At 42.1% G+C, this 25,619-nt stretch carries 23 protein-coding genes; 16 read left to right on the top strand and 7 right to left on the bottom strand.

All coding sequences use genetic code 11. The features are described 5' to 3' along the window. The first annotated feature begins 119 nt into the window (after positions 1 to 119). From J7E37_RS05155 to J7E37_RS05125, 7 genes are all read left to right on the top strand, one after another. Complete coding sequence (locus tag J7E37_RS05155) at positions 120 to 1,013, top strand: transcriptional regulator CcpC (protein WP_215022795.1); 894 nt, start codon at positions 120 to 122, stop codon at positions 1,011 to 1,013. A 147-nt stretch (positions 1,014 to 1,160) separates the two neighbouring features. After that, positions 1,161 to 1,871: a 2,3,4,5-tetrahydropyridine-2,6-dicarboxylate N-acetyltransferase gene (gene dapD / locus J7E37_RS05150; protein WP_214777482.1), complete on the top strand. Its 711-nt coding sequence runs from the start codon at positions 1,161 to 1,163 to the stop codon at positions 1,869 to 1,871. Between the two features lie 60 nt (positions 1,872 to 1,931). After that, positions 1,932 to 3,056, top strand: a complete 1,125-nt coding sequence (locus J7E37_RS05145) for an N-acetyldiaminopimelate deacetylase (RefSeq protein WP_215022793.1) — start codon at positions 1,932 to 1,934, stop codon at positions 3,054 to 3,056. 68 nt (positions 3,057 to 3,124) lie between these two features. Continuing rightward, entirely contained in the window at positions 3,125 to 3,580 is a 456-nt protein-coding gene (locus J7E37_RS05140) for a TlpA family protein disulfide reductase (protein ID WP_215022791.1), read from the top strand. A gap of 724 nt (positions 3,581 to 4,304) precedes the next feature. Next, entirely contained in the window at positions 4,305 to 6,053 is a 1,749-nt protein-coding gene (locus tag J7E37_RS05135; protein WP_214777476.1) for an ABC transporter ATP-binding protein, read from the top strand. 83 nt (positions 6,054 to 6,136) lie between these two features. Continuing rightward, positions 6,137 to 7,954, top strand: coding sequence for an ABC transporter ATP-binding protein (locus tag J7E37_RS05130; protein WP_251009442.1), 1,818 nt, complete (start codon positions 6,137 to 6,139; stop codon positions 7,952 to 7,954). Positions 7,955 to 8,101: 147 nt separating this feature from the next. Further along, a complete protein-coding gene (locus tag J7E37_RS05125) occupies positions 8,102 to 9,052 on the top strand; it encodes a DUF4349 domain-containing protein (RefSeq protein WP_251009441.1) in 951 nt (316 codons plus the stop codon). Positions 9,053 to 9,190: 138 nt separating this feature from the next. Here the strand turns inward: J7E37_RS05125 and rnjA are convergent, their stop codons facing one another. Next, positions 9,191 to 10,858 carry a ribonuclease J1 gene (gene rnjA, locus J7E37_RS05120; protein ID WP_214777474.1) on the bottom strand — a complete coding sequence of 556 codons (1,668 nt, stop codon included), beginning with the start codon at positions 10,856 to 10,858 and terminating at the stop codon, positions 9,191 to 9,193. A gap of 3 nt (positions 10,859 to 10,861) precedes the next feature. Then, positions 10,862 to 11,074: a DNA-dependent RNA polymerase subunit epsilon gene (locus J7E37_RS05115; protein ID WP_214777472.1), complete on the bottom strand. Its 213-nt coding sequence runs from the start codon at positions 11,072 to 11,074 to the stop codon at positions 10,862 to 10,864. 645 nt (positions 11,075 to 11,719) lie between these two features. Between J7E37_RS05115 and J7E37_RS05110 the strand changes: the two genes are divergently transcribed. After that, positions 11,720 to 12,490 (top strand): Cof-type HAD-IIB family hydrolase, encoded by a 771-nt coding sequence (locus tag J7E37_RS05110; protein WP_214777470.1) that lies wholly within the window; start codon positions 11,720 to 11,722, stop codon positions 12,488 to 12,490. 507 nt (positions 12,491 to 12,997) lie between these two features. Here the strand turns inward: J7E37_RS05110 and def are convergent. Further along, positions 12,998 to 13,552, bottom strand: coding sequence for a peptide deformylase (gene def / locus J7E37_RS05105; RefSeq protein WP_214777468.1), 555 nt, complete (start codon positions 13,550 to 13,552; stop codon positions 12,998 to 13,000). A 495-nt stretch (positions 13,553 to 14,047) separates the two neighbouring features. Then, positions 14,048 to 14,173: a YjcZ family sporulation protein gene (locus tag J7E37_RS05100; protein WP_214777464.1), complete on the bottom strand. Its 126-nt coding sequence runs from the start codon at positions 14,171 to 14,173 to the stop codon at positions 14,048 to 14,050. Between the two features lie 248 nt (positions 14,174 to 14,421). Here J7E37_RS05100 and J7E37_RS05095 point away from each other — a divergent pair, with 248 nt between their 5' ends. The 5 genes from J7E37_RS05095 (at position 14,422) to lpdA (ending at position 20,625) form a co-directional block, all read left to right on the top strand. Beyond that, positions 14,422 to 15,096 (top strand): YkyA family protein, encoded by a 675-nt coding sequence (locus tag J7E37_RS05095; protein ID WP_214777462.1) that lies wholly within the window; start codon positions 14,422 to 14,424, stop codon positions 15,094 to 15,096. Between the two features lie 598 nt (positions 15,097 to 15,694). Further along, entirely contained in the window at positions 15,695 to 16,810 is a 1,116-nt protein-coding gene (gene pdhA / locus J7E37_RS05090; protein ID WP_214777460.1) for a pyruvate dehydrogenase (acetyl-transferring) E1 component subunit alpha, read from the top strand. Between the two features lie 3 nt (positions 16,811 to 16,813). After that, the gene (locus J7E37_RS05085; RefSeq protein WP_041965621.1) at positions 16,814 to 17,791 is read left to right on the top strand and encodes an alpha-ketoacid dehydrogenase subunit beta; all 978 of its coding nucleotides are present in this window, start codon (positions 16,814 to 16,816) and stop codon (positions 17,789 to 17,791) included. Positions 17,792 to 17,841: 50 nt separating this feature from the next. Next, complete coding sequence (locus J7E37_RS05080; protein WP_215022789.1) at positions 17,842 to 19,212, top strand: dihydrolipoamide acetyltransferase family protein; 1,371 nt, start codon at positions 17,842 to 17,844, stop codon at positions 19,210 to 19,212. Between the two features lie 3 nt (positions 19,213 to 19,215). Continuing rightward, a complete protein-coding gene (gene lpdA, locus J7E37_RS05075) occupies positions 19,216 to 20,625 on the top strand; it encodes a dihydrolipoyl dehydrogenase (protein WP_215022787.1) in 1,410 nt (469 codons plus the stop codon). A gap of 195 nt (positions 20,626 to 20,820) precedes the next feature. Here the strand turns inward: lpdA and J7E37_RS05070 are convergent, their stop codons facing one another. Next, on the bottom strand, positions 20,821 to 21,198 hold the full coding sequence (locus J7E37_RS05070; RefSeq protein WP_214777455.1) for a small peptidoglycan-associated lipoprotein: 378 nt from the start codon (positions 21,196 to 21,198) through the stop codon (positions 20,821 to 20,823). A gap of 526 nt (positions 21,199 to 21,724) precedes the next feature. Here J7E37_RS05070 and J7E37_RS05065 point away from each other — a divergent pair. After that, positions 21,725 to 22,597 (top strand): polysaccharide deacetylase family protein, encoded by an 873-nt coding sequence (locus J7E37_RS05065; protein WP_251009439.1) that lies wholly within the window; start codon positions 21,725 to 21,727, stop codon positions 22,595 to 22,597. Between the two features lie 54 nt (positions 22,598 to 22,651). Here J7E37_RS05065 and J7E37_RS05060 read toward each other — a convergent pair whose 3' ends face one another. Then, positions 22,652 to 23,086, bottom strand: a complete 435-nt coding sequence (locus J7E37_RS05060) for a DUF1885 family protein (RefSeq protein WP_214777454.1) — start codon at positions 23,084 to 23,086, stop codon at positions 22,652 to 22,654. Between the two features lie 159 nt (positions 23,087 to 23,245). Here J7E37_RS05060 and J7E37_RS05055 point away from each other — a divergent pair, with 159 nt between their 5' ends. After that, complete coding sequence (locus tag J7E37_RS05055) at positions 23,246 to 23,545, top strand: DUF3055 domain-containing protein (RefSeq protein ID WP_214777453.1); 300 nt, start codon at positions 23,246 to 23,248, stop codon at positions 23,543 to 23,545. A gap of 281 nt (positions 23,546 to 23,826) precedes the next feature. Beyond that, complete coding sequence (locus J7E37_RS05050; RefSeq protein WP_023615067.1) at positions 23,827 to 23,949, top strand: GapA-binding peptide SR1P; 123 nt, start codon at positions 23,827 to 23,829, stop codon at positions 23,947 to 23,949. Positions 23,950 to 24,147: 198 nt separating this feature from the next. On the opposite strand, the gene J7E37_RS05045 is transcribed toward J7E37_RS05050, so the two are convergent. Continuing rightward, positions 24,148 to 25,617, bottom strand: coding sequence for an aminotransferase class I/II-fold pyridoxal phosphate-dependent enzyme (locus J7E37_RS05045; RefSeq protein WP_214777452.1), 1,470 nt, complete (start codon positions 25,615 to 25,617; stop codon positions 24,148 to 24,150). Positions 25,618 to 25,619: the final 2 nt, after the last annotated feature.

The following is a 25,619-nucleotide window of genomic DNA, read 5'->3' as shown; positions in this document are numbered from 1 at the left end:
TCAAAAATAATAAAAGGGGAGTTCCAGCAATAGCTTTAAAACGAAAAACTGCAGATTTCTGCAGTTTTTTATTATAATGTAATTAATAATATAAGAAATACTTATTAAGAGGTCGAGTTATGTCATCTATTTCGGAGTTCCATCTGTTGTCTGTACTAGCGCAGGAAATGAATATGAGGAAGGCAGCGGAGAGATTATTTGTATCACAGCCCGCTTTGTCCCAAAGACTGCAATCGATCGAAAAAGATTGGGGTACCAAGCTATTTCTCCGTTCCCAGAAAGGGCTGACATTGACGCCTGCGGGAGAGGTCGTCATCCAATTTGTCAACGACACCATTGCCAGGGAGGAAAAAGCAAGGGAATCCATTCATGCATTAAATTCAGAGGTGTATGGAACCCTTAAAATAGCCGTTGCATCTATCGTTGGCCAAAACTGGCTGCCACAGGTCTTGAAGAAATACGTAAACCGCTACCCTCAGGCAAAAATATCACTTGTGACTGGCTGGAGCAGTGAAATATCTAAGGCACTATACGAAGATCAGGTGCACATCGGGATTATAAGGGGTACACCGGACTGGAAAGGTGTCAAGATCCACTTATTTAAGGACAGTCTGTATTTAGTCGATACGGAAATAACAAGTCCTGAACAAGTATTGGATACAGACCGGCCGTTTATCCAATTTAAAAGTGATTCGAATTACTACCAGGAAATACAGGATTGGTGGTTAAGGCAATTCCAGACAGCACCAAAAAGAACAATCATTGTTGATCAGATTGAAACATGTAAACAGATGACCTTCAACGGAATCGGTTACGCAATTCTTCCGGCAATAACACTGAATGGGGCGGAAAAGGACATCTTTAAAGTCCCGCTTCGCGATGAAAACAATGAACCTTTAGGAAGGGACACCTGGCTTCTGGGATATGAATCGGCCTTCCGATTGAAGCAAGTCCAGGCCTTCATTGATATCGTCAAAGAACATATTGTTGAGACCAAGAAAACAGATAAATAGTTTTTCTTGTTTTAAAAACTTTTGTTTGTTAAAGTAATTTTTAGAATAGGCTGTTTTCCGTGTTGTTGCTTTAGCAGATTAATTCTATAAAAGAGCAGCACGCTAGCGGAATGGGGCAAATACATACATAATTTGGAGGCAAAGTATATGAAAATGATGGATGCTAATGAAATTATTTCGTTTATTCAAAATAGCAAAAAAGCTACTCCGGTAAAGGTATATATTAAAGGTGACCTTGAAGGAATCGACTTTGGCGACAATACCCAGACGTTCATCACAGGCAACACCGGCGTTATTTTCGGTGAGTGGGCTGAAATCAATCCGGCAATCGAAGCAAACCAGGCTAAAATTGAAGATTATGTCATTGAAAATGACCGAAGAAATTCGGCAATTCCTTTGTTGGACATGAAGAATATCAAGGCTCGTATTGAGCCAGGTGCAATCATCAGGGACCAGGTTGAAATCGGCGACAATGCTGTTATTATGATGGGTGCATCCATTAATATTGGTGCTGTTGTAGGTGAAGGTACGATGATCGACATGAACGTAGTACTAGGAGGACGTGCAACAGTCGGCAAGAACTGCCACATTGGTGCAGGGTCTGTACTTGCTGGAGTTATCGAGCCGCCATCAGCAAAGCCTGTTGTTGTTGAAGATGATGTAGTGATCGGAGCGAATGCTGTTGTTCTTGAGGGTGTCACAGTAGGTAAGGGTGCGGTAGTCGCTGCAGGCGCAATCGTAATCGACGATGTTCCTCCATACACAGTTGTAGCCGGAACACCAGCACGTGTCATCAAGGAAATCGACGAGAAAACGAAATCAAAAACTGAAATCAAGCAGGAGCTTCGCCAGCTTTAATAGCAAGCATGAAAGCGTGGATCGTAGTCCGCGCTTTCTTTTATAAGGGGAGAGAACTCTATGGATTTTACTACTTTCGTTAAAATTAGAAGAGATTTGCATCAAATTCCTGAGCTGGGTTTCAAGGAGTTCAAAACTCAGGCTTACCTCCTTGACTATCTAAGCAGTCTTCCTCAGGACGGCTTGGAAATAAAGACATGGAAGACAGGGATTTTTGTCAGGGTCAAAGGAATGAATCCAAAGAAGACGATTGGCTATAGAGCTGATATCGATGGTCTTCCAATCACAGAAGCAACCGGCTTGGAATTCAAATCACTTCATGAAGGGCAGATGCATGCATGCGGTCATGATTTTCATATGTCCATTGCCCTTGGGTTGATTTCGTACTTCGTTGCTCATCCGATTGAAGATCATTTACTGTTCATTTTCCAGCCTGCGGAGGAAGGTCCGGGTGGTGCCGAGCCAATGCTTAAAACGGACATCATGCAGGAATGGAAGCCGGATATGGTCATTGCCCTGCATATTGCTCCTGAGTATCCTGTCGGCACGATTGCAACACGGGAAGGGCTGCTTTTCGCCAACACCTCCGAATTGTTCATTGACCTTGAGGGGAAGGGTGGGCATGCGGCTTATCCTCACCAGACTAATGATATGGTCGTTGCCGCTTGTGCTCTTGTGAACCAGCTTCAGTCTATTGTTTCTAGAAATGTGGATCCACTCGACAGTGCTGTTGTAACAATCGGCAAAATCACCGGAGGCACGGTACAAAATATCATCGCTGAAACAGCAAGGCTGGAAGGGACGATCCGCACACTGTCTGTAGAATCCATGGCGAGAGTGAAGGAAAGGATTGAAGCACTCGTAAAAGGTATCGAAGTAGGCTATCAATGCAAGACTTCAATTGACTATGGTGCCATGTATCATCAAGTTTATAATAATGAAGAATTGGCACGTGACTTTATCGCCTTTGCAGAGGAAAGGGAAAATATCGACGTGATTGTATGCAAAGAGGCAATGACTGGAGAAGACTTTGGTTATATGCTCAAAGAGATTCCTGGCTTTATGTTTTGGCTTGGTGTTCATTCAGACCATGGACTTCATCATGCCAGACTGGACCCGGATGAGGACGCCATCGAGACAGCAATTGACCTGCTGACTGAGTATATTGAGTATAAAAGCAAATAAACCTATGAACTTTTCAATCTGGCTTAGTGATAGAGTGTAATTGCCATTCCAAAAAAGAGGTGTTCAATATGAGATTGCGTCAACCTATGCCTGAAATAAACGGGGCCGCTGAATGGCTCAATGGAGAGGTTACTAGAGAACAGCTGGTTGGTGAAAAGCCGACTCTGATTCACTTTTGGTCAATCAGCTGTCATCTATGCAAGGTAGCAATGCCATCGGTTAATGAACTGCGCGATCAATATAAAGATAATCTGAATGTGGTGGCTGTCCATATGCCAAGGTCAGAAAAAGACATGAATATCAAAGAAATCAAACAGGTGGCAGCTGAACACAGCATGTCCCAGCCCATTTTTATTGATCATGACCACATATTGACGGACGCGTTTGAGAATCAATATGTACCAGCTTACTACCTTTTTGATCATAATGGTTTGTTAAGGCATTTTCAGGCTGGGGGAAGCGGTTTAAAGATGCTTGAAAAGCGTGTGATCAGAGTTCTCGAAGAAATGGAAAAGGAAGAATGAATCCTTTTGAGGGTTTAACGGACACTTTTCTGCATAAAGACCACGAGTTTGTCCGATAGAGCCCTTCTAACGGACACTTTTCTGCATAAAGACCACGAGTTTGTCCGATAGAGTCCTTCTAACGGACACTATTCTGCATAAAGACCACGAGTTTGTCCGATAGAGCCCTTCTAACGGACATTTTTCTGCATAAAGACCACAAGTTTGTCCGATAGAGCCCTTCTAACGGACACTTTTTCTGCATAAAGACCACGTTTTTGTCCGATAGAGCCATTCTAACGGACATTTTTCTGCATAAAGATCACGTGTTTGTCCGATAGAGCCCTTCTAACGGACATTTTTCTGCATAAAGACAACGAGTTTGTCCGATATAGCTCACCTAACGGACACTTTTCTCTGTTATGACCACAAGCTTGTCCTATCGAGGCCTTCTGATTCCTTTGATTCCAAAGTCCAACACCATTTCGCCTGCCTTTTTCAGTTAAAATCTGATAATTTCCATATACAAAAAAATATAAAAATTCTAAAAAATACTGGAAAAATATTTCGAAACTCGATATATTAATGTATACGTGCTTTTCTTTTTTGCTAAGCTTTTCCAATTTTTTTCTGCGCGTTGCTATTTTTACAAGGTTGGGGGTACGATTCCTTCATACACGTACGAAGAAGGAAACAAACCATTATTGCCTTAACAATCTCTAATTTTCCAAAGGGGGGGATATGAATGGAGACATTCAAAAAATTAAAAGAATATTATTGGCCTTTTAAAAATTACTTTATATGGTCAATATTATTTATGTTGATTGTAACAGCGATTACCGTGGTTTATCCGATGATCCTGCAGCTTACAATCGATGAAGCCGTCATTGGAGGACGGTATGATCTGATTCCACTTCTTGCTGCCGGTTTTGTGGGATCCATGGTCGTTAAAGGTATCTGTACCTACATTTATCAATATACAGGAGATCTGTTTGGCATTCATTCTGTCTATAAGCTGAGAAACTCGCTTTATGAAAGGCTTCAGTTCCTTTCTTTCCGTTATTACGACAATGCGAAGACAGGTGATTTAATGTCAAGGCTTACTGCAGATGTGGAAGGCTTTCGCTTTTTCCTAAGCTTTGGCTTCTCGGAGTTGATTCGTTTTGTCCTCTTAATTGGTATTAGTTTTACCGTTATGTTCTATTATTCTATTTCATTGACTTTTGTGACTCTCGCTACACTGCCTTTCCTTGCTGTAGTCGTGTATAAGTTTGACAGGGCAGTCCATCCGGCGTTCAGGGGGATCCGGAAGTCGTTTGGGAAACTTAATACCAAGGTTCAGGAGAATATAAGCGGAATCAACACTGTAAAATCTCTTTCTCGTGAAGATTATGAGATTGGCAGATTCAATTCCTCAAATGGAAATTATAAAGATCAATATTTATTCACTTCGGAAATCTGGGCGAAGTATTTCCCTTTAATGGAGTTTTTGGGGAATTTAAGTGTTGTCCTGCTTTTAGGATACGGTGGCTTCCTGGTCATGAATGAATCTTTGCTGCCGGGAGAGCTGGTGGCTTTCTACAGCCTCGTTTGGTACATCATGTGGCCAATCATGAACCTCGGCTTCGTTGTGAATCTGTTTTCCCAATCCAAAGCATCAGGGGAACGATTATTGGAGATTCTTGAAGCTGATGAGGAGATTGAAGAGAAGCGTGGGGCCCTTCAGGTTGAAAAACTCTCAGGAGACGTAGAGTTCAATAATGTAACACTCCGTTATGGCGATGATGAAAATGAAGCTTTATATAATATTACCTTTAAAGCACGTCCTGGCCAGACAATTGGGTTGATTGGGTCGACAGGTTCTGGAAAAACAAGCATTACTCAGCTGATGACTAGGTTTTATGAGCCGGTCGCTGGCCAAGTCCTGATTGATGGCCTGGATATTAAGGATTATTCAATTCGTTCACTTCGCAGCAACATAGGGATTGTCCTCCAGGAGTCCTTCCTTTTTTCTTCCTCGATTAAAGCCAATATCTCTTATGGCAATCCAGAGGCAACGATGGAGGAAATCATTGCTGCCGCAAAAAGGGCGCAGGCACATAGTTTTATAATGGAACTGCCGGATGGGTATGATACGATCCTTGGGGAAAGAGGAATGGGGCTGTCTGGCGGCCAAAAGCAAAGAATCGCGATTGCCAGGGCGATTTGTGTCAATCCAAGTATCTTGATCCTTGATGATGCCACAAGTGCAGTAGATATGGAAACTGAATTCAAGATCCAGCAAGCACTCCTGGAAGTCATGAAGGGACGGACGACTTTTATCATCGCACACCGCATTTCTTCCCTTAAGCACGCAGATGAAATTCTCGTGCTTGAAAATGGGGCAATTGCTGAGCGTGGAACCCATGAACAACTGATCAAGAATGGCGGAACATATCAAAAAATCTACGATATACAATTTAAGGACCGCCAAAAAGTATCGCAAACTGGCTGAAATTCAAAAAGGGATGATTGATAGATGTTCGTCATTTCGTTCATACCGGATCAGTTATCTATAATGTACAGGGGGGGAAGATTTTGAGCAAGAAAGGTAACTCTCAAGTTTTGAAAAGGTTCCACTATTCTACTGACCAGGTTATTGATAAGCCTTTTAACTGGAAACAGATGTTGAGGCTTTTTGGTTATATGCTCCCATATAAAAAGACGCTTGTGCCGCTGTCGATTGCCATGGTTTTAATCACGACAGCAGTAAGACTGACAATCCCAATTCTGATTGGGATCTACACTCTTGATAGAGCCGTTAAAAATAAAGACGTCACTATGCTTTTCTGGCTGGTCGCGCTCATAGGGGGGCTTTATACAGCTTCCTATATTGCGAACATTTACAGAATCCGCTGGATGAATCAATTAGGCCAGAATGTTATATATGATTTGCGTAAACATTTATTCACGCATGTGCAAAATCTATCGCATCGCTTTTTTGACCAGCGTTCAGCTGGATCCATACTCGTGCGGATCATGAATGACATCAATTCCCTTCAGGAATTGTTCACCAATGGTGTCATCAACTTATTGATGGACATTGTTCTGCTGGTCGGCATCTTCTTTATCCTGTTCTCGTTAAGTCCGCAGCTTACACTGGCAATCATGATTATTTTACCGATCATGTTCCTGATCTCAACAAAGCTGAGAAAAAACATCAGGCGCTCCTGGCAGGATGTTCGCATGAAGCAATCCAAGTTAAATTCCCACCTGAATGAAAGTATCCAGGGTATCAGGGTTACACAATCTTTTACGCAGGAAAAGGAAAACATGGCTTTTTTTGATGGAGTAAACGATGAGACCTTCCAGAGCTGGAAGTCGGCTTCACAGAAAAATGCGATGTTCCGTCCGATGGTTGAACTGACCAATGCACTTGGTACAGCAGTATTAATTTGGTATGGAGCGAGTTTGATCCAAAATGGAACGATCTCAATTGGTGTATTCGTCTCCTTCGCCTTCTATCTTGGTATGTTCTGGGAACCAATCTCTAGGCTGGGCCAGGTATATAACCAGTTATTGATGGGGATGGCTTCATCGGAACGGATCTTCGAGTTTCTTGACGAGAAGCCGATTGTTTCTGAGGCTGATCATCCGGTTGAGCTCGAGGAAATGCGAGGAGAAATTAAATTTGATAAAGTCGTCTTCTCATATGATGAAAAGAGAACGGCGCTTAAGGGGATCAGCCTCGAAATGAAGGCTGGACAGACGGTTGCCCTCGTTGGTCATACAGGATCAGGGAAGACAACGATTGCCAATTTAATCAGCCGGTTCTATGATCCTACTTCGGGCAGGGTATTGGTTGACGGTCATGACCTAAAAGAAGTCTCTATAGGCAGCCTGAGGAAGCATATCAGTATCGTACTGCAGGACACCTTTATTTTTTCTGGAACAATTTACGATAATATTCTGTTCGGCAGGCCGGATGCTGCAGAGGAAGAAGTAATAGCTGCTGCAGAAGCTGTAGGAGCAGCCGAATTCATTAAGAAGCTGCCTAATGGATATAAGACAGAAGTGGAAGAAAGGGGTAATATCCTTTCAGTCGGTGAAAGGCAGCTCCTTTCATTCGCCAGGGCGCTGCTTGCTAACCCACGAATCCTGATTATGGATGAAGCGACAGCGAGCATTGATACCGAAACAGAAATGAAAATCCAAAAGGCTCTAAAAACACTGTTGAACGGCCGCACGGCTATCATCATTGCCCACAGACTATCGACCATCAGGGAAGCGGATAATATCTTCGTGCTAGAGAATGGCTTGATCATCGAGCAGGGCAATCATGACCAGCTTATGGACCTTGAAGGAGAATATCATCACCTTGTCAAAGCACAATTCAATATGCTAGATGCAGTGTAAATGTAGAAAGCCTTCTTCGTGAAGGCTTTTTTTGCAGTATTTTTGATACGGCTAAGAGGGGGGCATCCACTTTAAGATGCATTCTGTAACTTTTTAACAGAGTTACCGTCAAATTCATAAATAGAAGTGTTTCAAGGGGGCCTTTCATTGTTGAAAAAAGTATTTATTATGAGTATTTTGTTTGTACTTTTGCTGGCAGGCTGCAGCGGGGGGATGTCACAGGAAAATAGTAAGATGAGTTCTGAAGGTGATATGAACTCTGCTGCTGACATGGAAAATGTAAATGAGGAAAATAGCTTTTCAGAAGATGAAAAACAAGTTGCTGACGCTGGAGAGAAACCGGAAGCAGAGGGACAGTCCGACAAGGGTGCGGATGAATCGGCTGCTCAGCGGATGGTCGTCTATAATGCTGAAATGGATATCAGGGTTAAAAATTTTGAAAATGCGCGAAGTGCCCTTGAAGAAAAGGTCAAGCGTTACAATGGCTATATAGTACAATCTGATTCGAACCGTTATGATGACGAGCAGCAAAGTGGCACGATGACATTCAGAATCCCACAGGAACATTTCCAGGCATTCTTAACTGACGCCGAAGGTCTTTCTGTTCAAGTTAACAATCGCCGTGTGAGCGGTCAGGACGTTACTGAGGAGTATGTAGACCTGGAATCCAGGTTAAAATCGAAAAGAGCTGTCGAAGCCAGATTACTTGAGTTTATGAAAGGGGCTCAGAAAACAGAGGATCTCTTGAAGATTTCATCGGACCTGGCAGATGTTCAGGAACAGATTGAACAAATAGCGGGAAGGAAGAAATACCTCGAAAACCAGACGGCACTTTCAACAGTTACCATCACTCTGCAAGAAAATGAAGTGCCAGTCCCGAAAATAGATAACGACAGCTTGAACACCTGGCAAAAAATTAAAAAGCAGTTTGCTGATAATATCAACATCCTGCTGGCGGCAGGCTCAGGAATCATTGTTTTCCTTATTGGCAACCTCCCTATCCTCATAATTGTAGGAGTGATTGTGGCTGCCATCATATATTTTGTCAGAAAGAAAGCTGTGCAAGGACAAAATAATAATGTAGATTCCGATAGCTGAGGATAAGAAGTGCAAGTGCCTTGATAGGTTAGGCTGCTGAACAGGGGTAGGAAACACTTGTAATGACTCACAACGAAATTGTGTTTTCCTGAACAAGGCGTCAAAAAAACCGTTGCGACACTCGCAACGGTTTTTCTTTTAAATCTCCATAATGATCGGCAGGATCATTGGACGGCGTTTTGTTTTTTCGTAGAGGAAAGGTGCAAGCGTATCAGTGATTTCGTTTTTGATTTCTGACCACTGAGTTGTTTTTCTTTCCATTACTTTATTTAAGTGCTTATTGATCAGGCTTTGTGCGTCGTTGATCAGGTCGCCAGATTCGCGCATATAGACAAACCCGCGTGAAATCAGGTCAGGACCTGCAGCAATCTTGAATTCCTTCATATTGATGCTAACTACTACAACAACAAGGCCTTCCTCGGACAGGATTCGGCGGTCGCGAAGAACAATGTTCCCGATATCGCCAACTCCACTTCCGTCAATGTAGACATTGCCGGAAGGAATCTTCCCGGCTACGCCAACCTCGTTATCGCCAAGAGCAAGTACTTCACCGTTATCCATGATAAAGCAGTTCTCTTTAGCAACTCCACAATCAGTAGCGAGTTTCGTATGCATCTTTTGCATGCGGTACTCCCCGTGGATTGGCATAAAGTATTTCGGTTTGATCAGACGAAGCATCAATTTCTGCTCTTCCTGACCACCGTGTCCTGAAGTATGGATGTCATTCAATGAACCGTGGATAACATCTGCACCTGCACGTGACAGCATGTTGATTGTCCTGTTAACGCTGATGGTATTACCAGGGATCGGAGAAGACGAGAACACTACTGTATCGCCAGGCTGAATTTGGATTTGGCGGTGTGTACCGTTCGCAATCCTTGATAAAGCAGCCATTGGCTCGCCCTGGCTTCCGGTACAAAGGATTGTTACCTGGTTGGCAGGGAGTCTGTTGATTTGCTGTGCTTCAATGAATGTATCCTTTGGCGCAGTGATATAGCCAAGTTCTTGTCCGATATTGATCGCTGATTCCATGCTCCGTCCGAATACGGCAACTTTTCTGCCGTTTGCGACCGCAGCTTCAACAACCTGCTGTAAGCGGTGGATATTGGAAGCGAAAGTAGCAAAGATGATCCGTCCATCCACTTTTCGGAAAATATCATGAATGCTTTCGCCAACACGGCGTTCAGACATCGTGAAGTGCGGAACCTCGGCATTTGTACTGTCCGAAAGTAAGCAAAGGACACCTTCTTTGCCAATTTCAGCCATTTTTGTCAAATTGGCTGGTTCACCTACCGGTGTAAAATCAAACTTGAAATCGCCTGTGTGGACAATTTGGCCAGGAGGCGTTTTCACTACTACACCATATGAATCGGGAATACTGTGTGTTGTTCTGAAGAAAGTGACCGAAGTTTTACGGAACTTGATAATGTCGTCTTCCTTGATTTCGATCAGCTTCGCTTTTCGCAACAAACCGTGCTCTTCAAGCTTGTTTTTGATCAGGCCGAGTGCCAGCTTGCCGCCATAGATTGGAACATTGATTTCGCGCAGCAAATAAGGGATACCGCCGATGTGGTCCTCGTGGCCATGGGTAATGAACAGGCCCTTAATTTTGTCTTCATTTTTTACCAGGTAGGAATAGTCGGGGATAACATAATCGATACCCAGTAATTCATCTTCTGGGAATTTTATGCCGGCATCGATCAGGATGATTTCATCCTGGAACTGCACCCCATAGGTATTCTTGCCGATCTCGCCTAGTCCACCGAGCGCGAAAACGGCTGTTTGGTCATTTTTAACGAATTTCATAAATTATTCGATCTCCAATACTTCAAAGTTTTCTTTTTGTTTCTCATACTCAAAATAGTTACCCTCAACTGCCTCGACATATTCAATATTATATTGGCGATCAGCTATTTTTGTCCTTACATCTCTTTCAGTGTCGGCTTTCACATAAATGGTTTGTGTTTTTTCGCGAACTGGTACTTGCTTGTTGGATTCCTGGAAGTAAACTTTAAAAATCATTAAAAATCTCTCTCCTTAAATTAACTTTTTCTATTTTATAGGCAATTTCCGATGACACATTTTGCAGAGTTATGCGATTCCCTGCCTGGGATATACCAAAGGTAGACGAACTGATTTTGTAGGTAAAGCATAACTCTGTTAAAACAATAAACGAAATCCGCCATATATAAAAATTAACAATGTCACCATTGTTATTATCCATCGTGCCATGTTTTTCCGCTATTAACCAATTTACAATAAGGAAGGAGCCCTTCGCAAGTTTGAAGGGCTCAAAAAGTTAAGCGATTGTTTTTTTTCGAAGCAAATCTTTCCACTGTTTTAAAAGCTTCTTTCTTAGCTTCTTTAACATAGTGGATCATCTCCTTAGTTCTTATTTTAAACTATCCTTGTCCAAAGTAAAGTAAACAAGGAAAAGTTTAACTAAGATTATTTTTCAAATTCCTATCTTTTTGTTTATATTATATGATGAAATAGCAAATTTTTTCATGGGTATTGATGGAATGACACAAATTGTCATTGTTTTGACACAGATTTAGACTTCTTATTTCTGTACATGCACGCAACGATTTGGTAGACTACCGGGATTACATAATACAGCTCAATAAGTAAGAAAATAATTTAATCATAGCATCGAAGGAGAAGATCATGAGCAAAATCGTATTTTTTGATATAGATGGTACACTGTTGGACCATGATAAAAATCTGCCGGATTCTACAAAAGAGGCAATTGTTACATTAAAAAATAATGGGGTTTTTGTAGCCATTGCTACAGGGAGGGCTCCATTTATGTTCGAATACCTGAGAGAAGAGCTGGAGATCGATTCTTTTGTAAGCTTTAACGGACAATATGTTGTGTTTGAAGGGGAGCCAATCAGCCAGAATCCATTGAATAATGGAAAGATAGAAGAACTTTATTTTGAAGCTGCAGATAAGGGCCATCCAGTCGTTTTTATGAACAATATGACGATGAAATCATCAGTGAAGCACCACGAATACATTGAAAAAAGCCTGGGTGACCTGAAGTTCGCCCATCCTGAACATGATGACCGATTTTATGTAGATCGGGACCTCTACCAAACGCTATTGTTCTGCGAAGAAGGCCAGGAAAAGTATTATAGGGAGACCTATCCTGAGTTTAACTTTATCAGGTGGCATCCATACTCTGTTGATATTCTGCCAGCGGGAGGGTCTAAAGCGGAAGGAATCAAGAAGATGGTGGAGCGATTAGGTTTCAAACGGGAAGATGTATACGCTTTTGGTGATGGGTTGAATGACCTTGAGATGATTCAAGCAGTCGGTACAGGGGTTGCCATGGGCAATTCTGTTCCTGAATTGAAGAAACTCGCTAATATGGTTACCCGGGATGTAGATGACGATGGAATCTGGCACGGTTTGAAAGAGCTGGATTTGATTTAGAATAAAGCTCTTTTCTCAAACTTTGTTGCTATTGACTACAAAATAGGATTGAATGGCCTATTTTTATTCGAAAAGTTGATTCTTTTGTGAGAAAAGAGCATGCAAACTAAATACCGACCTGCAAAATGGCTTACATTACGTTAAAATCGGCTTTAGGATTTTAACAACAATCTTTACGAAAACAGGTTTGAGCGGGATGCAGGAAAAGCTGTCAAGAAACCCCCCGGAATTATGACATGTTGACGGTGTAATAATGAAAAGCTGTCAAGAAACCGTGGTAATTATGACAGGTTTAAGCCCATTTAGAGAAAAAGCTGGCAAAAATGTACCGGAATAAAGACAGGTTCGAATCAAACCAGAGGAAAGCTGTTAAGAAAACATCGCAATTTAGACAGGTTAACAGGGTGAAACCGGAAACCTGTCATAAATGACTTTGATTTAGCTTATGCCTTCAATGTTATTAAAGTGGTTAAAGCCACAAAAAAGCCGAATCTCAGGATTCGGCTTTTATCTTTCAACTGGTTTTGCATCGGGAATTTCTGTATATGGATCTTGTTTATTGATGTGGTCGTAAAACATGATGCCGTTTAAATGATCGATTTCATGCTGGAAGACAATCGCTGGCAGGCCTTTTAGGCGAAGTTTTACTTCATTTCCTTCAAGATCTATTCCTTTTACGGTTATCCTGGCATATCTCGGCACATATCCAGGGATCGACTCATCAACTGACAGGCATCCTTCACCGGCTGCAAGGTAGGAACGTTCCACTGAATGGCTGATGATTCTTGGGTTGAAAAGGGCATGGCTCAATAAATTATCTTTTTCGTCAGTTACATGAACAGCAATCATTCTTTTCGATACATTTATTTGTGGTGCAGCAAGACCGATTCCGGGACGGAGCCCATTTTTTTGGGCAACTTCTGGGTCCTGGCTGTTTTTAACATATTCAATCATGCTTTCAAGCACTTCCTTATCTTCCTGTGAAGGGGGCATAGGAACCTCTTCCGCGACTTTTCGGAGCACGGGATGTCCATCACGGACGATATCATTCATCGTCAACATTAACTTCACCTCTAGTATGTAATAATGTTAAGTCTAACAAATGAACAGTAAAAAGTTAACTAGAAATGTTAAAAGAGAGAGGGACTTGCCCTCCCTCTTTCTTAACTGCATAAGAAAGCATTTAGCCTTAAGATTGGTGTCCAGCTCCAGCGCTAGCCAGTTTTCATCTCTGCTTGTGCTACTTCCGAGTATCTTGCGAGAAGCGTTAGCTTTGCGCAGCTCGAGTCGTTTATCTAGTGTCGCCTCCTAAAAACTCCGAAACTTCAACTCCGCCGGCAGAAGCAAAAAGCGCTTCTTTGGCGGAGTCTCCAGTTTCTGCGTTTCTGGGCAGTCGGCTATACTTTTCGATTTCGGTCCTGCAAATGAAGTCAAAGAGCGACTTCATCGGCAGGCCATCCGTGGCACACGATATGCTAGACCCGCCAGCCACAGGACGTGGCGTTATAGGCGGGCAGCGCTTATCGGGGTTGACCAAGGCGCTTACGCTATTACTAATTAAAACTTCCAGCAGGCGCAGCCAACAATAATCAGAAGGATGAACAATACGACAATCAAAGCGAATCCACTACCATATCCTGCTCCTGCAACAGGATAACCACATCCATATCCGTAACCGTGCATCAGGAAAACCTCCTCAATTGTGTTTTTCGCCCTTAAATCGGTCGATTGCTATAGCCTATGCAAGAGAAAAATATAGGTATAGGCTTAAGCCTAGAGCATAAACAGCCAGAGGTAGGTATATATATAGGGTAAGGACAAGCATACGCCACTTCCAGTCTTAACAATTCATCCCGCGAATTTTCATATCTGTTGTCAAATCTCGCCGCAATCGCTATAGTAAAATTGGTATTAATGAGGAGGTTATTATTTTGTCCATAGTCAAAAAAATAAGTTTAGCTATTATTATGATGGCTGGAGTTTTCAGTCTAGCTGGGTGTCTGGACAAGCAATCACCAGAAGAGAAGATGTTTGAAGCACTTGAAAAGGTTGTTTCAATTGAAAAGGGGTTTGAGGACCAGCAGGACCCACTTGTTGAGCTGGAAAAGAAGGAAAAAGAGATTTATGAGAAAATCATTTCACTTGGAATGAAGGAATATGATCAAATTGTGAAGCTGGCAGATGAGGCGCTTGCTTTAGCTGACAAACGCGCAGAGCATATTGAGAAAGAAAAAGAAAGTATAGATGAATCCGAAAAAGAGTTTGGGAAAGTAGATGAAATCATCGAGGAAATTGATGACGCAAACCTAAAGAAGCAGGCAACTGAACTGCAGGCAACTATGAAAGAAAGATATGAAACCCACGATAAGCTGTACGAAAATTATAAAAAAGGCCTTCAATATGACAAAGAGCTTTATGAAATGCTTAAAGATAAGGAATTAAGCTTTGAAAAACTTGAAGAACAGATCAATAAAGTGAATGAAGTATATGAAACTGTCTTGAATGACAATCAGGAATTCAATGATAAGACAGACCAGTATAATCAAGAGAAGATGGATTTTTACAAAAATGCTGGAATAGAAGTTAGTTCAAATCAGGAAAAATAATGAGTGAGAAGTGAGCCGCTTTGAGATTAAGCGGCTTTTTTTGTTGCTTGGAAGAAAGTCCATTTTAAAGAGGCCGGGTACATATCCATGGAAATTAACGATATATGCCTTTTAAATACCCTTTTACAGCACTAATACAGTCTGAATTAAAAGTAATTTATTATAGTACAGTAATTAATAAAAAGTAATACAGTTGTTTTTCTGAGATAATAACATACAGATAGTGAATAAAATTAAAAAAGATGAAACATAGTATTTGACGGACTTATTTTGGTGATGTAAACTAAAAAACGAATGAGCGGATTGTATTACTCTATTTTTCTTTTCCACTGATACAGAATTTCTGGTGCTAGAATGGAGAAATAAAAGTTTTTTTATGGTGGATCTGTGGAAAACTAAAGAATGGTGTGTTCATATGGTGTTCCAGGTACGAGCTGTTTTATAAAACTCTCTTGAAGCAATCATAAACCCCTAAGAAAAAACAATTCAGCTCTGACAGGTATTTAGAAACCCGGGGAAGTTTATCCTGATATTGGGTAACCTATTTTTGTATATTCAATTTAAAATTCATGAAGTATGAAAGGAAGAGGTGGCTCTGATGGCATCTAAAACAAAAAACAACACTGTTGATGCAATGAAGCAGCTCGAAAAGATTGAAAGCCAATTTGAGATGTTCCAGATTTTGAATGAAGAGGGCGAAGTCGTAAATGAAGCGGCTATGCCTGAGCTTTCTGATGAGCAATTACAAGAATTAATGAAGCGCATGGTTTATACAAGGATTCTGGACCAGCGTTCAATTTCATTGAACCGCCAAGGACGTCTGGGATTCTATGCTCCTACAGCAGGACAGGAAGCTTCCCAGCTTGCATCTCAATTCGCACTTGAGAAAGAAGATTTCATCCTTCCGGGATATCGTGATGTGCCGCAAATGATCTGGCATGGACTTCCGCTTACGCAAGCTTTCTTATTTTCACGCGGACACTTTAAGGGTAATCAAATTCCTGAAGGTGTAAATGTCATTTCACCACAAATCATCATTGGTGCACAATATATCCAGGCAGCAGGTGTAGCACTTGGAATGAAGAAACGCGGAACAAAAGCGGTTGCTGTTACTTACACAGGTGATGGCGGTTCTTCTCAAGGTGACTTCTACGAAGGTATCAACTTTGCAGGTGCATACAAAGCTCCGGCAATCTTCTTCGTACAAAACAACCGTTTCGCCATTTCTACTCCAGTAGAAAAGCAGACTGCTGCAGAGACAATTGCTCAAAAAGCAGTTGCTGCAGGTATCCCTGGTATCCAGGTTGACGGAATGGACCCGCTTGCTGTTTACGCTGTAACTCTTGAAGCACGTAAGCGCGCAGTTAATGGCGAAGGCCCTACATTGATCGAAACAATGACTTACCGTTATGGTCCTCACACAATGGCTGGTGATGACCCAACTCGTTACCGTACATCCGATCTGGACAATGAATGGGAAAAGAAAGATCCACTAGTACGTTTCCGTAAATTCCTGGAGAAGAAGGACCTGTGGACTGAAGAAATGGAAAACGAAACAATCGAACAAGCAAAAGAAGAAATCAAAAACGCTATCAAAGAAGCGGATGATACTCCTAAGCAAAAAGTAACTGACCTTATGGAAATCATGTATGATGAAATGCCAGACTACTTAAAAGAGCAATATGAAATATATAAAGAGAAGGAGTCGAAGTAAGCCATGGCTCAAATGACAATGATTCAAGCAATTACAGACGCTCTTCGCGTAGAGATGAAGAACGATCCAAACGTACTTGTATTCGGGGAAGACGTAGGCGTAAACGGCGGTGTATTCCGTGCTACTGAAGGCCTGCAAAATGAATTTGGTGAAGACCGTGTATTCGATACACCTCTAGCGGAATCAGGTATCGGCGGATTGGCAATTGGTCTTGCGCTGCAAGGCTACCGTCCAGTTCCTGAAATCCAATTCTTCGGCTTTGTCTTCGAAGTTATGGATTCTATTGCAGGGCAAATGGCTCGTATGCGTTACCGTTCAGGCGGCCGCTACAGCTCACCTGTTACGATCCGTTCGCCATTCGGGGGAGGCGTACATACTCCAGAAATGCACGCTGACAGCCTTGAAGGAATGGTCGCACAGCAGCCTGGCCTAAAAGTCGTAATTCCTTCAACTCCTTATGACGCAAAGGGATTGTTGATTTCTTCAATCCGCGATAATGATCCAGTCATTTTCTTAGAGCACATGAAGCTTTACCGCTCTTTCCGTCAGGAAGTACCAGAGGAAGAATACACAATCCCTCTAGGGAAAGCAGATGTTAAGCGTGAAGGGAAAGACCTGTCCATTATCACTTATGGCGCTATGGTCCATGAATCATTAAAGGCAGCAGAAGAACTTGAAAAAGAAGGATACTCTGTAGAAGTAATCGATTTAAGAACTGTAATGCCTTTCGATATTGAAACAATCATCGCTTCTGTTGAAAAAACAGGAAGAGCGATAGTCGTGCAGGAAGCTCAAAAACAAGCTGGTATGGCCGGACAGATTGTTGCAGAAATCAATGATCGTGCAATCCTGAGCCTTGAGGCACCAGTATTGCGTGTGACAGCTCCAGATACAGTTTTCGCATTCTCTCAAGCAGAATCTGTATGGCTGCCTAACTACAAAGATGTAATTGCAACAGCTAAAAAAGTACTTACGTTCTAAATTAAATACTGAAATTAATAAGGTTGAAAAACTTAGGAGGGTGAATTCCATTGGCATTCCAATTTAAGCTGCCAGACATCGGTGAAGGTATTCACGAAGGTGAAATAGTCAAATGGTTCGTAAAACCTGGCGATAAAGTTCAGGAAGACGATGTACTTTGCGAAGTGCAGAATGACAAAGCAGTAGTAGAAATTCCTTCACCTGTAGCTGGTACAGTCGAAGAGGTTTTAGTAGAAGAAGGAACAGTAGCAACAGTAGGACAGGTTCTTGTAACCTTCGACGCTCCTGGCTACGAGCACCTTAAATTCAAAGGTGAAGAAGAAGATGCACCTGCTGAACAGCCTAAACAGGAAAAGACAGAAGCCCAGGTTCAATCTACTTTAGAATCCGGACAAAAAATCGAGAAAGAAGCAGCAGATGCTCCTGCTCCTGCAGGCCAGACTGGTGCTGGCGCAGCAGCTGCACCACAAGCAGAGGTTGACCCAAACCGTAATATCGTGGCAATGCCATCTGTCCGTAAATATGCACGTGAAAAAGGCGTTGACATTCGTCAGGTTGCTGGTTCAGGCAAGAATGGCCGCATCGTGAAGGATGATATCGACAGCTTCCTAAGCGGAGGTGCTCCTGCAGCAGCTGCACCACAAGCAGATCAAGCACAGGCAGCACAAACTGATGAGGCACCTAAAGCTGCAGCGGCTCAGGCGATTCCAGAAGGACAATACCCTGAGACACGCGAAAAGATGAGCGGTATCAGAAAAGCGATTGCTAAGGCAATGGTTAATTCCAAGCATACAGCTCCACATGTTACACTAATGGACGAAGTGGATGTAGCAAAGCTTGTCGCTCATCGCAAGAAGTTCAAGGAAGTAGCTGCAGAGAAAGGAATCAAGCTTACATTCCTTCCTTATGTGGTAAAAGCATTAACAAGTGCATTGCGTGAATATCCAGCATTGAACACATCATTAGATGATGCTACAAGCGAAATCGTTCACAAGCACTATTACAATATCGGAATTGCTGCAGACACGGAAAAAGGCTTGCTTGTTCCAGTCGTAAAAGATGCTGACCGCAAATCCGTATTCTCAATCTCTAATGAAATTAATGAGTTAGCTGGTAAAGCTCGTGACGGAAAGCTGTCACCTGATGAAATGAAGGGTGCTTCTTGCACAATCACGAACATCGGCTCTGCTGGCGGACAGTGGTTCACTCCAGTCATCAACCATCCGGAAGTAGCGATCCTCGGTATCGGACGCATTGCTGAGAAGCCAGTTGTTAAAGATGGTGAGATAGTTGCCGCTCCTGTATTGGCGCTTTCCTTAAGCTTCGATCACCGAATGATTGACGGCGCTACTGCACAGCATGCATTGAACCACATCAAGCGCCTGTTGAACGATCCAGAACTATTGTTAATGGAGGGGTAATAAATGGTAGTAGGAGATTTTCCAATCGAAACTGATACTCTTGTCATTGGTGCCGGCCCTGGCGGATATGTGGCAGCGATTCGCGCTGCCCAGCTAGGCCAAAAAGTAACAATCGTGGAAAAAGCAACTCTTGGCGGAGTGTGCTTGAACGTGGGATGTATTCCTTCAAAAGCTTTGATTTCTGCAGGACACAGATTCGAAAACGCTAAGCATTCTGAAGATATGGGTGTCAAAGCGGAAAACGTTACGCTTGATTTCTCTAAAGTTCAGGAGTTTAAGGCTGGAGTAGTTAAAAAACTTACAGGCGGCGTTGAAGGTTTATTGAAAGGCAACAAAATCGATATCGTAAGAGGCGAAGCGTATTTCGTCGATTCCAATACGATTCGTGTTATGGATGAAAATTCAGCACAGACATATACATTCAAAAATGCAATCATTGCGACGGGATCCCGTCCGATCGAAATCCCAGCTTTCAAGTACTCCAAGCGCGTACTTGATTCAACAGGAGCACTTAACCTCCAGGAGCTTCCAAAGAGCATTGTTGTTATTGGCGGCGGGTACATTGGTACTGAGCTTGGCGGAGCATACGCAAGCTTTGGCACTAAAGTAACGATTCTTGAAGGCGCAGACGAAATTCTTAATGGATTCGAAAAGCAGATGTCAGCATTAGTAAAACGAAACCTTAAGAAGAAGGGTGCAGAGATCATTACTAAGGCACTTGCGAAAGGTGTTGACGAGACTGACTCTGGCGTAACAGTTAAGTATGAAGCAAACGGTGAAGAAAAGAATATCGAAGCAGACTACGTTTTTGTCATGGTAGGAAGAAAGCCTAACACGGACGAACTAGGCCTTGAGCAGGTAGGCATCGAGATGTCTGATCGCGGCGTTATCCAAATCGACAAACAGTGCCGTACAAGCGTAAGCAACATCTATGCGATCGGTGACATTGTCGAAGGGCCGCCACTAGCCCATAAAGCTTCTTACGAAGGTAAAATTGCTGCTGAAGCAATCGCTGGACATCCTTCAGAAATCGACTACCTGGCTATTCCGGCAGTTGTCTTCTCAGATCCAGAATTAGCATCAGTAGGCTACTCTGAAAAAGAAGCGAAAGATGCAGGCATTGATATTAAAGCATCTAAGTTCCCATTCGCGGCAAATGGCCGTGCACTATCACTTAACCAGACAGACGGCTTCTTGAAGCTGATCACACGTAAAGAAGATAACATTGTCATCGGTGCGCAGATTGCTGGACCTAATGCTTCTGACATGATCGCAGAGCTTGGATTAGCAATCGAAGCAGGCATGACTGCTGAAGACCTTGCAATGACAATCCACGCTCACCCAACTCTCGGTGAGATTACGATGGAAGCTGCAGAGGTAGCACTTGGTAATCCGATTCATATAGTAAAATAATATGAATAGCGTAAGCGCCTTGATCAGCCCTGAAGCGTCTCGAGCTGCTCAAAGCTAACGCTTCTCGCAAGACACTCGAGAAGCTCTAGCAGGGATGAAAACTGGCTAGGCGCAGGAGCTGGACAATTCTCAAATTGAAAAGTTCTTCCTGATTTTGAATTAAAAAAAGTCCTTTCCTGATGGAAAGGACTTTTTTTATTCATTATTTAAAACTGCTGATAATGGTTCGATGATCTGGTCCTTTGTAACATTGCCATTCACATTGGCAAGGACCTGGTCCTGATGGACAATCAGGATGGCAGGAAATTGTTTTACCTTAAAAAGGTCATAGTATTTATTGGCATTGGCAGCAGGAATGACAACAATATCATCGAATGCGGAAGGGTATTCTTTCTTTAATTCTATAATAGCATCATAATAGGATGCTTCCTGTCTATAGTTCTCATCATCAGAAAAGAAAACGACTTGTTTAATATCTCCATTGAGCTCCAATTCATCTGAATCGTTGACTGGGTTGCAAGAAGCCGTAAGAAATAGGAACGTTGCGACAAAAACAAAAGACAAGCTTTTCATTTATCTTTGCCTCACTTTTTTTCGGAATGTTGTTTCACCATGTAACTGTTTGTCCATATTCTATCATAGCAATTTCCAAAAGAATGGAATGTTATTGATTTGTTACATAATTGAAAAATATCCTAATCATCAGGACATATACTAGTAAAAAGATCTGAATGTTTAACCTAACGTGACTTGGGAATAAGATAATTTAGACATGGTGGTGGAGGGTTTGAAAGTGTATGCAGTTATGCTGCTTCAATTCATTATCTGGAGTGGGTATACCTTAATAGAATGGCTATCCAAACACGATCATCCGATTTATAATGGTATTATGTTCTTGGTATTTTTCTATTTAGCCATAATAATCGGCAATCATATAATGAAATCCACAAGGAAAACATTTCTTATAACGGTTTTGAGCCTGGCTATTTATGGGTCGATTCATATGACAATGTCCTTTATTTCCTGAAAAACTGAGCATGTAAAAAATTATAATCCATCAGCTTTGTCAGCAAAGATATACCAGCGGGAGGGGAAAGTCTTGAAAAAAACAATAGTATCAGTTATAGCTGCTTCGGCTATTTTAGCCGGGTGCGGGGCTGCAGAAGAAGCACAGAAGCCAATAGGCACCAGTGAAGAACAGCAAGAACAAATCCAGAAAGATGAAAAAGCCGCGGAGGAAAAGCCGGAAACAGAAGCTGCAGAACCAGCGGAGAAACCAGGTGAAGATGAAAAAAAGAGCGAAGAAGTATTACAGGCATCACCACAATATAGGATGAAAGGCGATTTTTCTATCCAAAATATTGACAACCCTGATGAAAAAATTGTTTTATTGACAATTGACGACGCTCCGGACAAAAATGCTCTTGAGATGGCCAAAACTTTAAAAGAATTAAATGTAAAAGCTATCTTTTTTGTAAATGGCCACTTCCTTGACACTCCAGAAGAAGGGGAAGTGCTAAAGCAAATTCATCAAATGGGCTTTCCAATTGGGAACCATACATATAATCACAAATCGTTAAGGGATTTATCCGAGGAACAGCAAAGGAAAGAAATTGTAGATCTTAATGACAGGGTTGAGGAACTGATTGGTGAAAGGCCGGAATTCTTCAGGGCTCCATTCGGAATGAATACTGACTACAGCAAGCAGCTGGCCGCAGAAGAGAAAATGCTGCTAATGAATTGGACCTATGGTTATGATTGGGAAAAGGATTATCAATCAAAGGAAGCTCTTGCGGATATTATGGTGAATACGCCTTTACTCAGGAATGGAGCGAATTTACTGATGCATGACAGACAGTGGACAAGCACAGCGCTGGGGGATATCGTAAAAGGCCTGCAAAATAAAGGATATAAAATTGTCGATCCTGAACTTATCGAAACTCCTGCAAATAAAGAAACGGCTGCCCAGTAGCAGCCGTTTTTGATGTTTTAAACAAAAATTTTTCTCGTGTATTTTATGTAACCTTTATTTACGTGGATAGAAATACATGACTCTTCCATTAAATAAATGAAGTTCGCCCTGCAATTTTTTACCGATGAATTTACTGAATTCATTTGCTTTTCCTTTATCCCCAGCTGTCGCTGTTGGAGGAAGTGTAATTTGTATGTATGATTGTTCGCGTTCTGTCCCGTCTTCGTCGACAACTGTTTCTTTATCAACGCCGATTAGTACTGCATTATAACGATCTTGGGATGATTGCAGATAGAACCATGTGCCTTTCCCATCCTCTTTTTCCTTCAGATCATAAGGAAATGCTGAATTTTCATAATTCCAATCAACCTGGTCACCTGTTTTAGCAGTTATTTCCTTATAATAATTAAATAAATCCTTTAGTTCTTCAGTGGAAATGGCTTGCTGAGATGATGATGGAACAAGTTTAATATAAGCATTACTAGACATCGTCCAATCCCCTTTTCCTATCTATTCTTCACCATTTTATCACTCCTGAAAAACCATTGACAATAGAATAAAAGCTTTTTAGCTTTTTATACACTTGCCTTTTTGTCAAAAATAAATTATAATAATATTCTAAATATTTAATTAAAAAGGAGGAGGCATATGGAACTATTCGAAAAGCTTTATGATGAGCATGAAAAGGTTCACGTCAGGTTTGTGGGGTTTACTACTAATGACACTCGTTATGACTTTGGGATTGTCTCTACCAACATGTTTTTCGGAAAACCTCTGGTAGTCTGCATGCAGACGGGGCGTTCAGCACTCCTCGACCCTAAGGACATTGAAGACGTAGAATATTTGCAGAAAGCATTCCATATTACAGAAGTCCGGCAGGCTGAGGACCTTGCATTATTTTTCAAAGAAGAATTGCCGACAGCCCCGTTCCAGACTCAATACGAATAAGCGGGAGACGAGAGCAGGCCAAAAAGGCCTGTTTTTTAGTTTCTTAGGAATTGCCATGATGACAAGTTAACCCATGAACAACAGCGATTTAACTTTTGTGCAAATAGTGTCATACTAATTGTTTTTATTTCATATATAATGGGTACATAAAATAAAAATCACCTCTTGAAAAGAAAAAGTGTTATACAATTTAGGCTTGAAATCTTAATAGTGTTATATTATTATATAATTAGAAATGATGAAGCGCTTTCAAAAATCAAAACGAAAAGGAGATTGAAAAGATGGGCACAATCGTTTGTCAAACTTGCAATGCTACAATTGACCATTTCGAAGATGAGAAAGTAACGGTATTATATTCAAAAAAATGCAACTGCTGCGACCATGAAGGTGCAGAGGAAAGATAAGAATAGATGAAAGGGCATGCAAAGCTGCATGCCCTCTTTTTTTACAAGATAAGAAACAGTAAATTTTCACTTCGAGAATTGTCCATCTCCAGCGCCTAGCCCCTCGAGTCGCACCAGTCCGCCCAGTGAAGTCAAAGAACGACTTCACTGGGCGGACCTCCAGCGCTTGTCGGGCTGAACAAGACGCTTGCGCTTTTCTTATCTGATTGCTTTGTGTTCCTTGATCACCCTGAAGGATTTTAGTTCATCATCTTCTGGGCCTTGCACAGGGAGGCCGGCCTCCATATTGGTCTTTATATATACAAGGTTTTCTTCTGTAATGATTTCTCCTGGAATGAAAATTGGAATCCCTGGTGGATACACCATTACGAATTCTGCTATGATTCGTCCCTCTGACTCCTCTACAGGCACAACTTCGGTATCGGCGTAGAACGCATCCCGAGGTGTCAACGCCAGTAACGGGATATCCGGAAGCATAACTTCAGCATGCACCTTTTCGGCAAGGTGGTGAAATTCTTTAGAAAGTTCACGTAATGCCTGAACTAGAATTTCAGCTTCTTTTTGTGTGTCACCAGGGGTGATGATGCAAAGGATATTATACAAATCTGAAAGTTCTACTTCGATATTGTATTTCTCGCGAAGCCATTTTTCGACCTCGTATCCAGTAATATTCAGGTCTTTGATGCTGATGAGTACTTTTGTTGGGTCAAAATCAAAGGTTGCATTCGTGCCAAGAAGGTCTTCGCCAGGGCAGTAAAGATGTTCAATTTCGTTTACCTGACCGCGAATCCATTGCGCCAGCTTGATCGTCCTGTCGATGATGTCCCTTCCTTCAATAGCAAGTCTTCTTCTCGCTGTATCCAGTGATGCGAGCAAGAGGTAAGAAGTGGAGGTAGTTGTCAGCATACTGATGATTGATTGAACACGCTTAGACGATACCAAACCTTCCTTTACATTCAGGATCGAGCTTTGCGTCATTGATCCGCCAAGCTTATGGACGCTTGTTGCAGCCATGTCAGCTCCTGCCTGCATGGCTGAAAGCGGAAGATCCTCATGGAAGTGGATATGGACCCCATGGGCTTCATCCACCAGAACTGGAACATCGTAAGAATGAGCAAGTTCAACGATTTTTTTTAAGTCAGCTGCAAAGCCGAAATACGTTGGGTTGATTACAAGAAGACCTTTTGCATCTGGATGCTGTTCCAGTGCCCTTTCGACTGAGTCAGTTGAGATTCCATGAGAAATTCCGAGCTTCTTATCAATCTCAGGATGGATGAAGATCGGAATGGCTCCGGAAAAAACAATAGCCGACATAATTGATTTATGAACGTTCCGGGGAACGATAATCTTATCTCCAGGTCCGCAGACAGTCATGATCATGGTCATGATCGCGCCGCTTGTTCCTTGTACTGAAAAGAAAGTATGATCAGCGCCAAATGCTTCAGCTGCAAGTTCCTGTGCCTGCTTGATGATGCCTTTAGGGGAATGCAAGTCATCAAGGGGGCCGATGTTGATCAAATCAATGGACAGGGCATTATCACCAATAAACTCTCTGAACTCGGGGTCAATCCCGCTCCCTTTTTTATGGCCGGGAATATGAAACTGAATCGGATTCTTTTCTGCGTGCGCTAATAGGCTTGTAAACAACGGTGTTTCTTTTTGTGACAATT

Source organism: Bacillus sp. ISL-39, assembly GCF_018613295.1.
GTDB lineage: Bacteria > Bacillota > Bacilli > Bacillales > Cytobacillaceae > Mesobacillus.
This window is presented reverse-complemented; position numbering and strand designations above follow the sequence as displayed.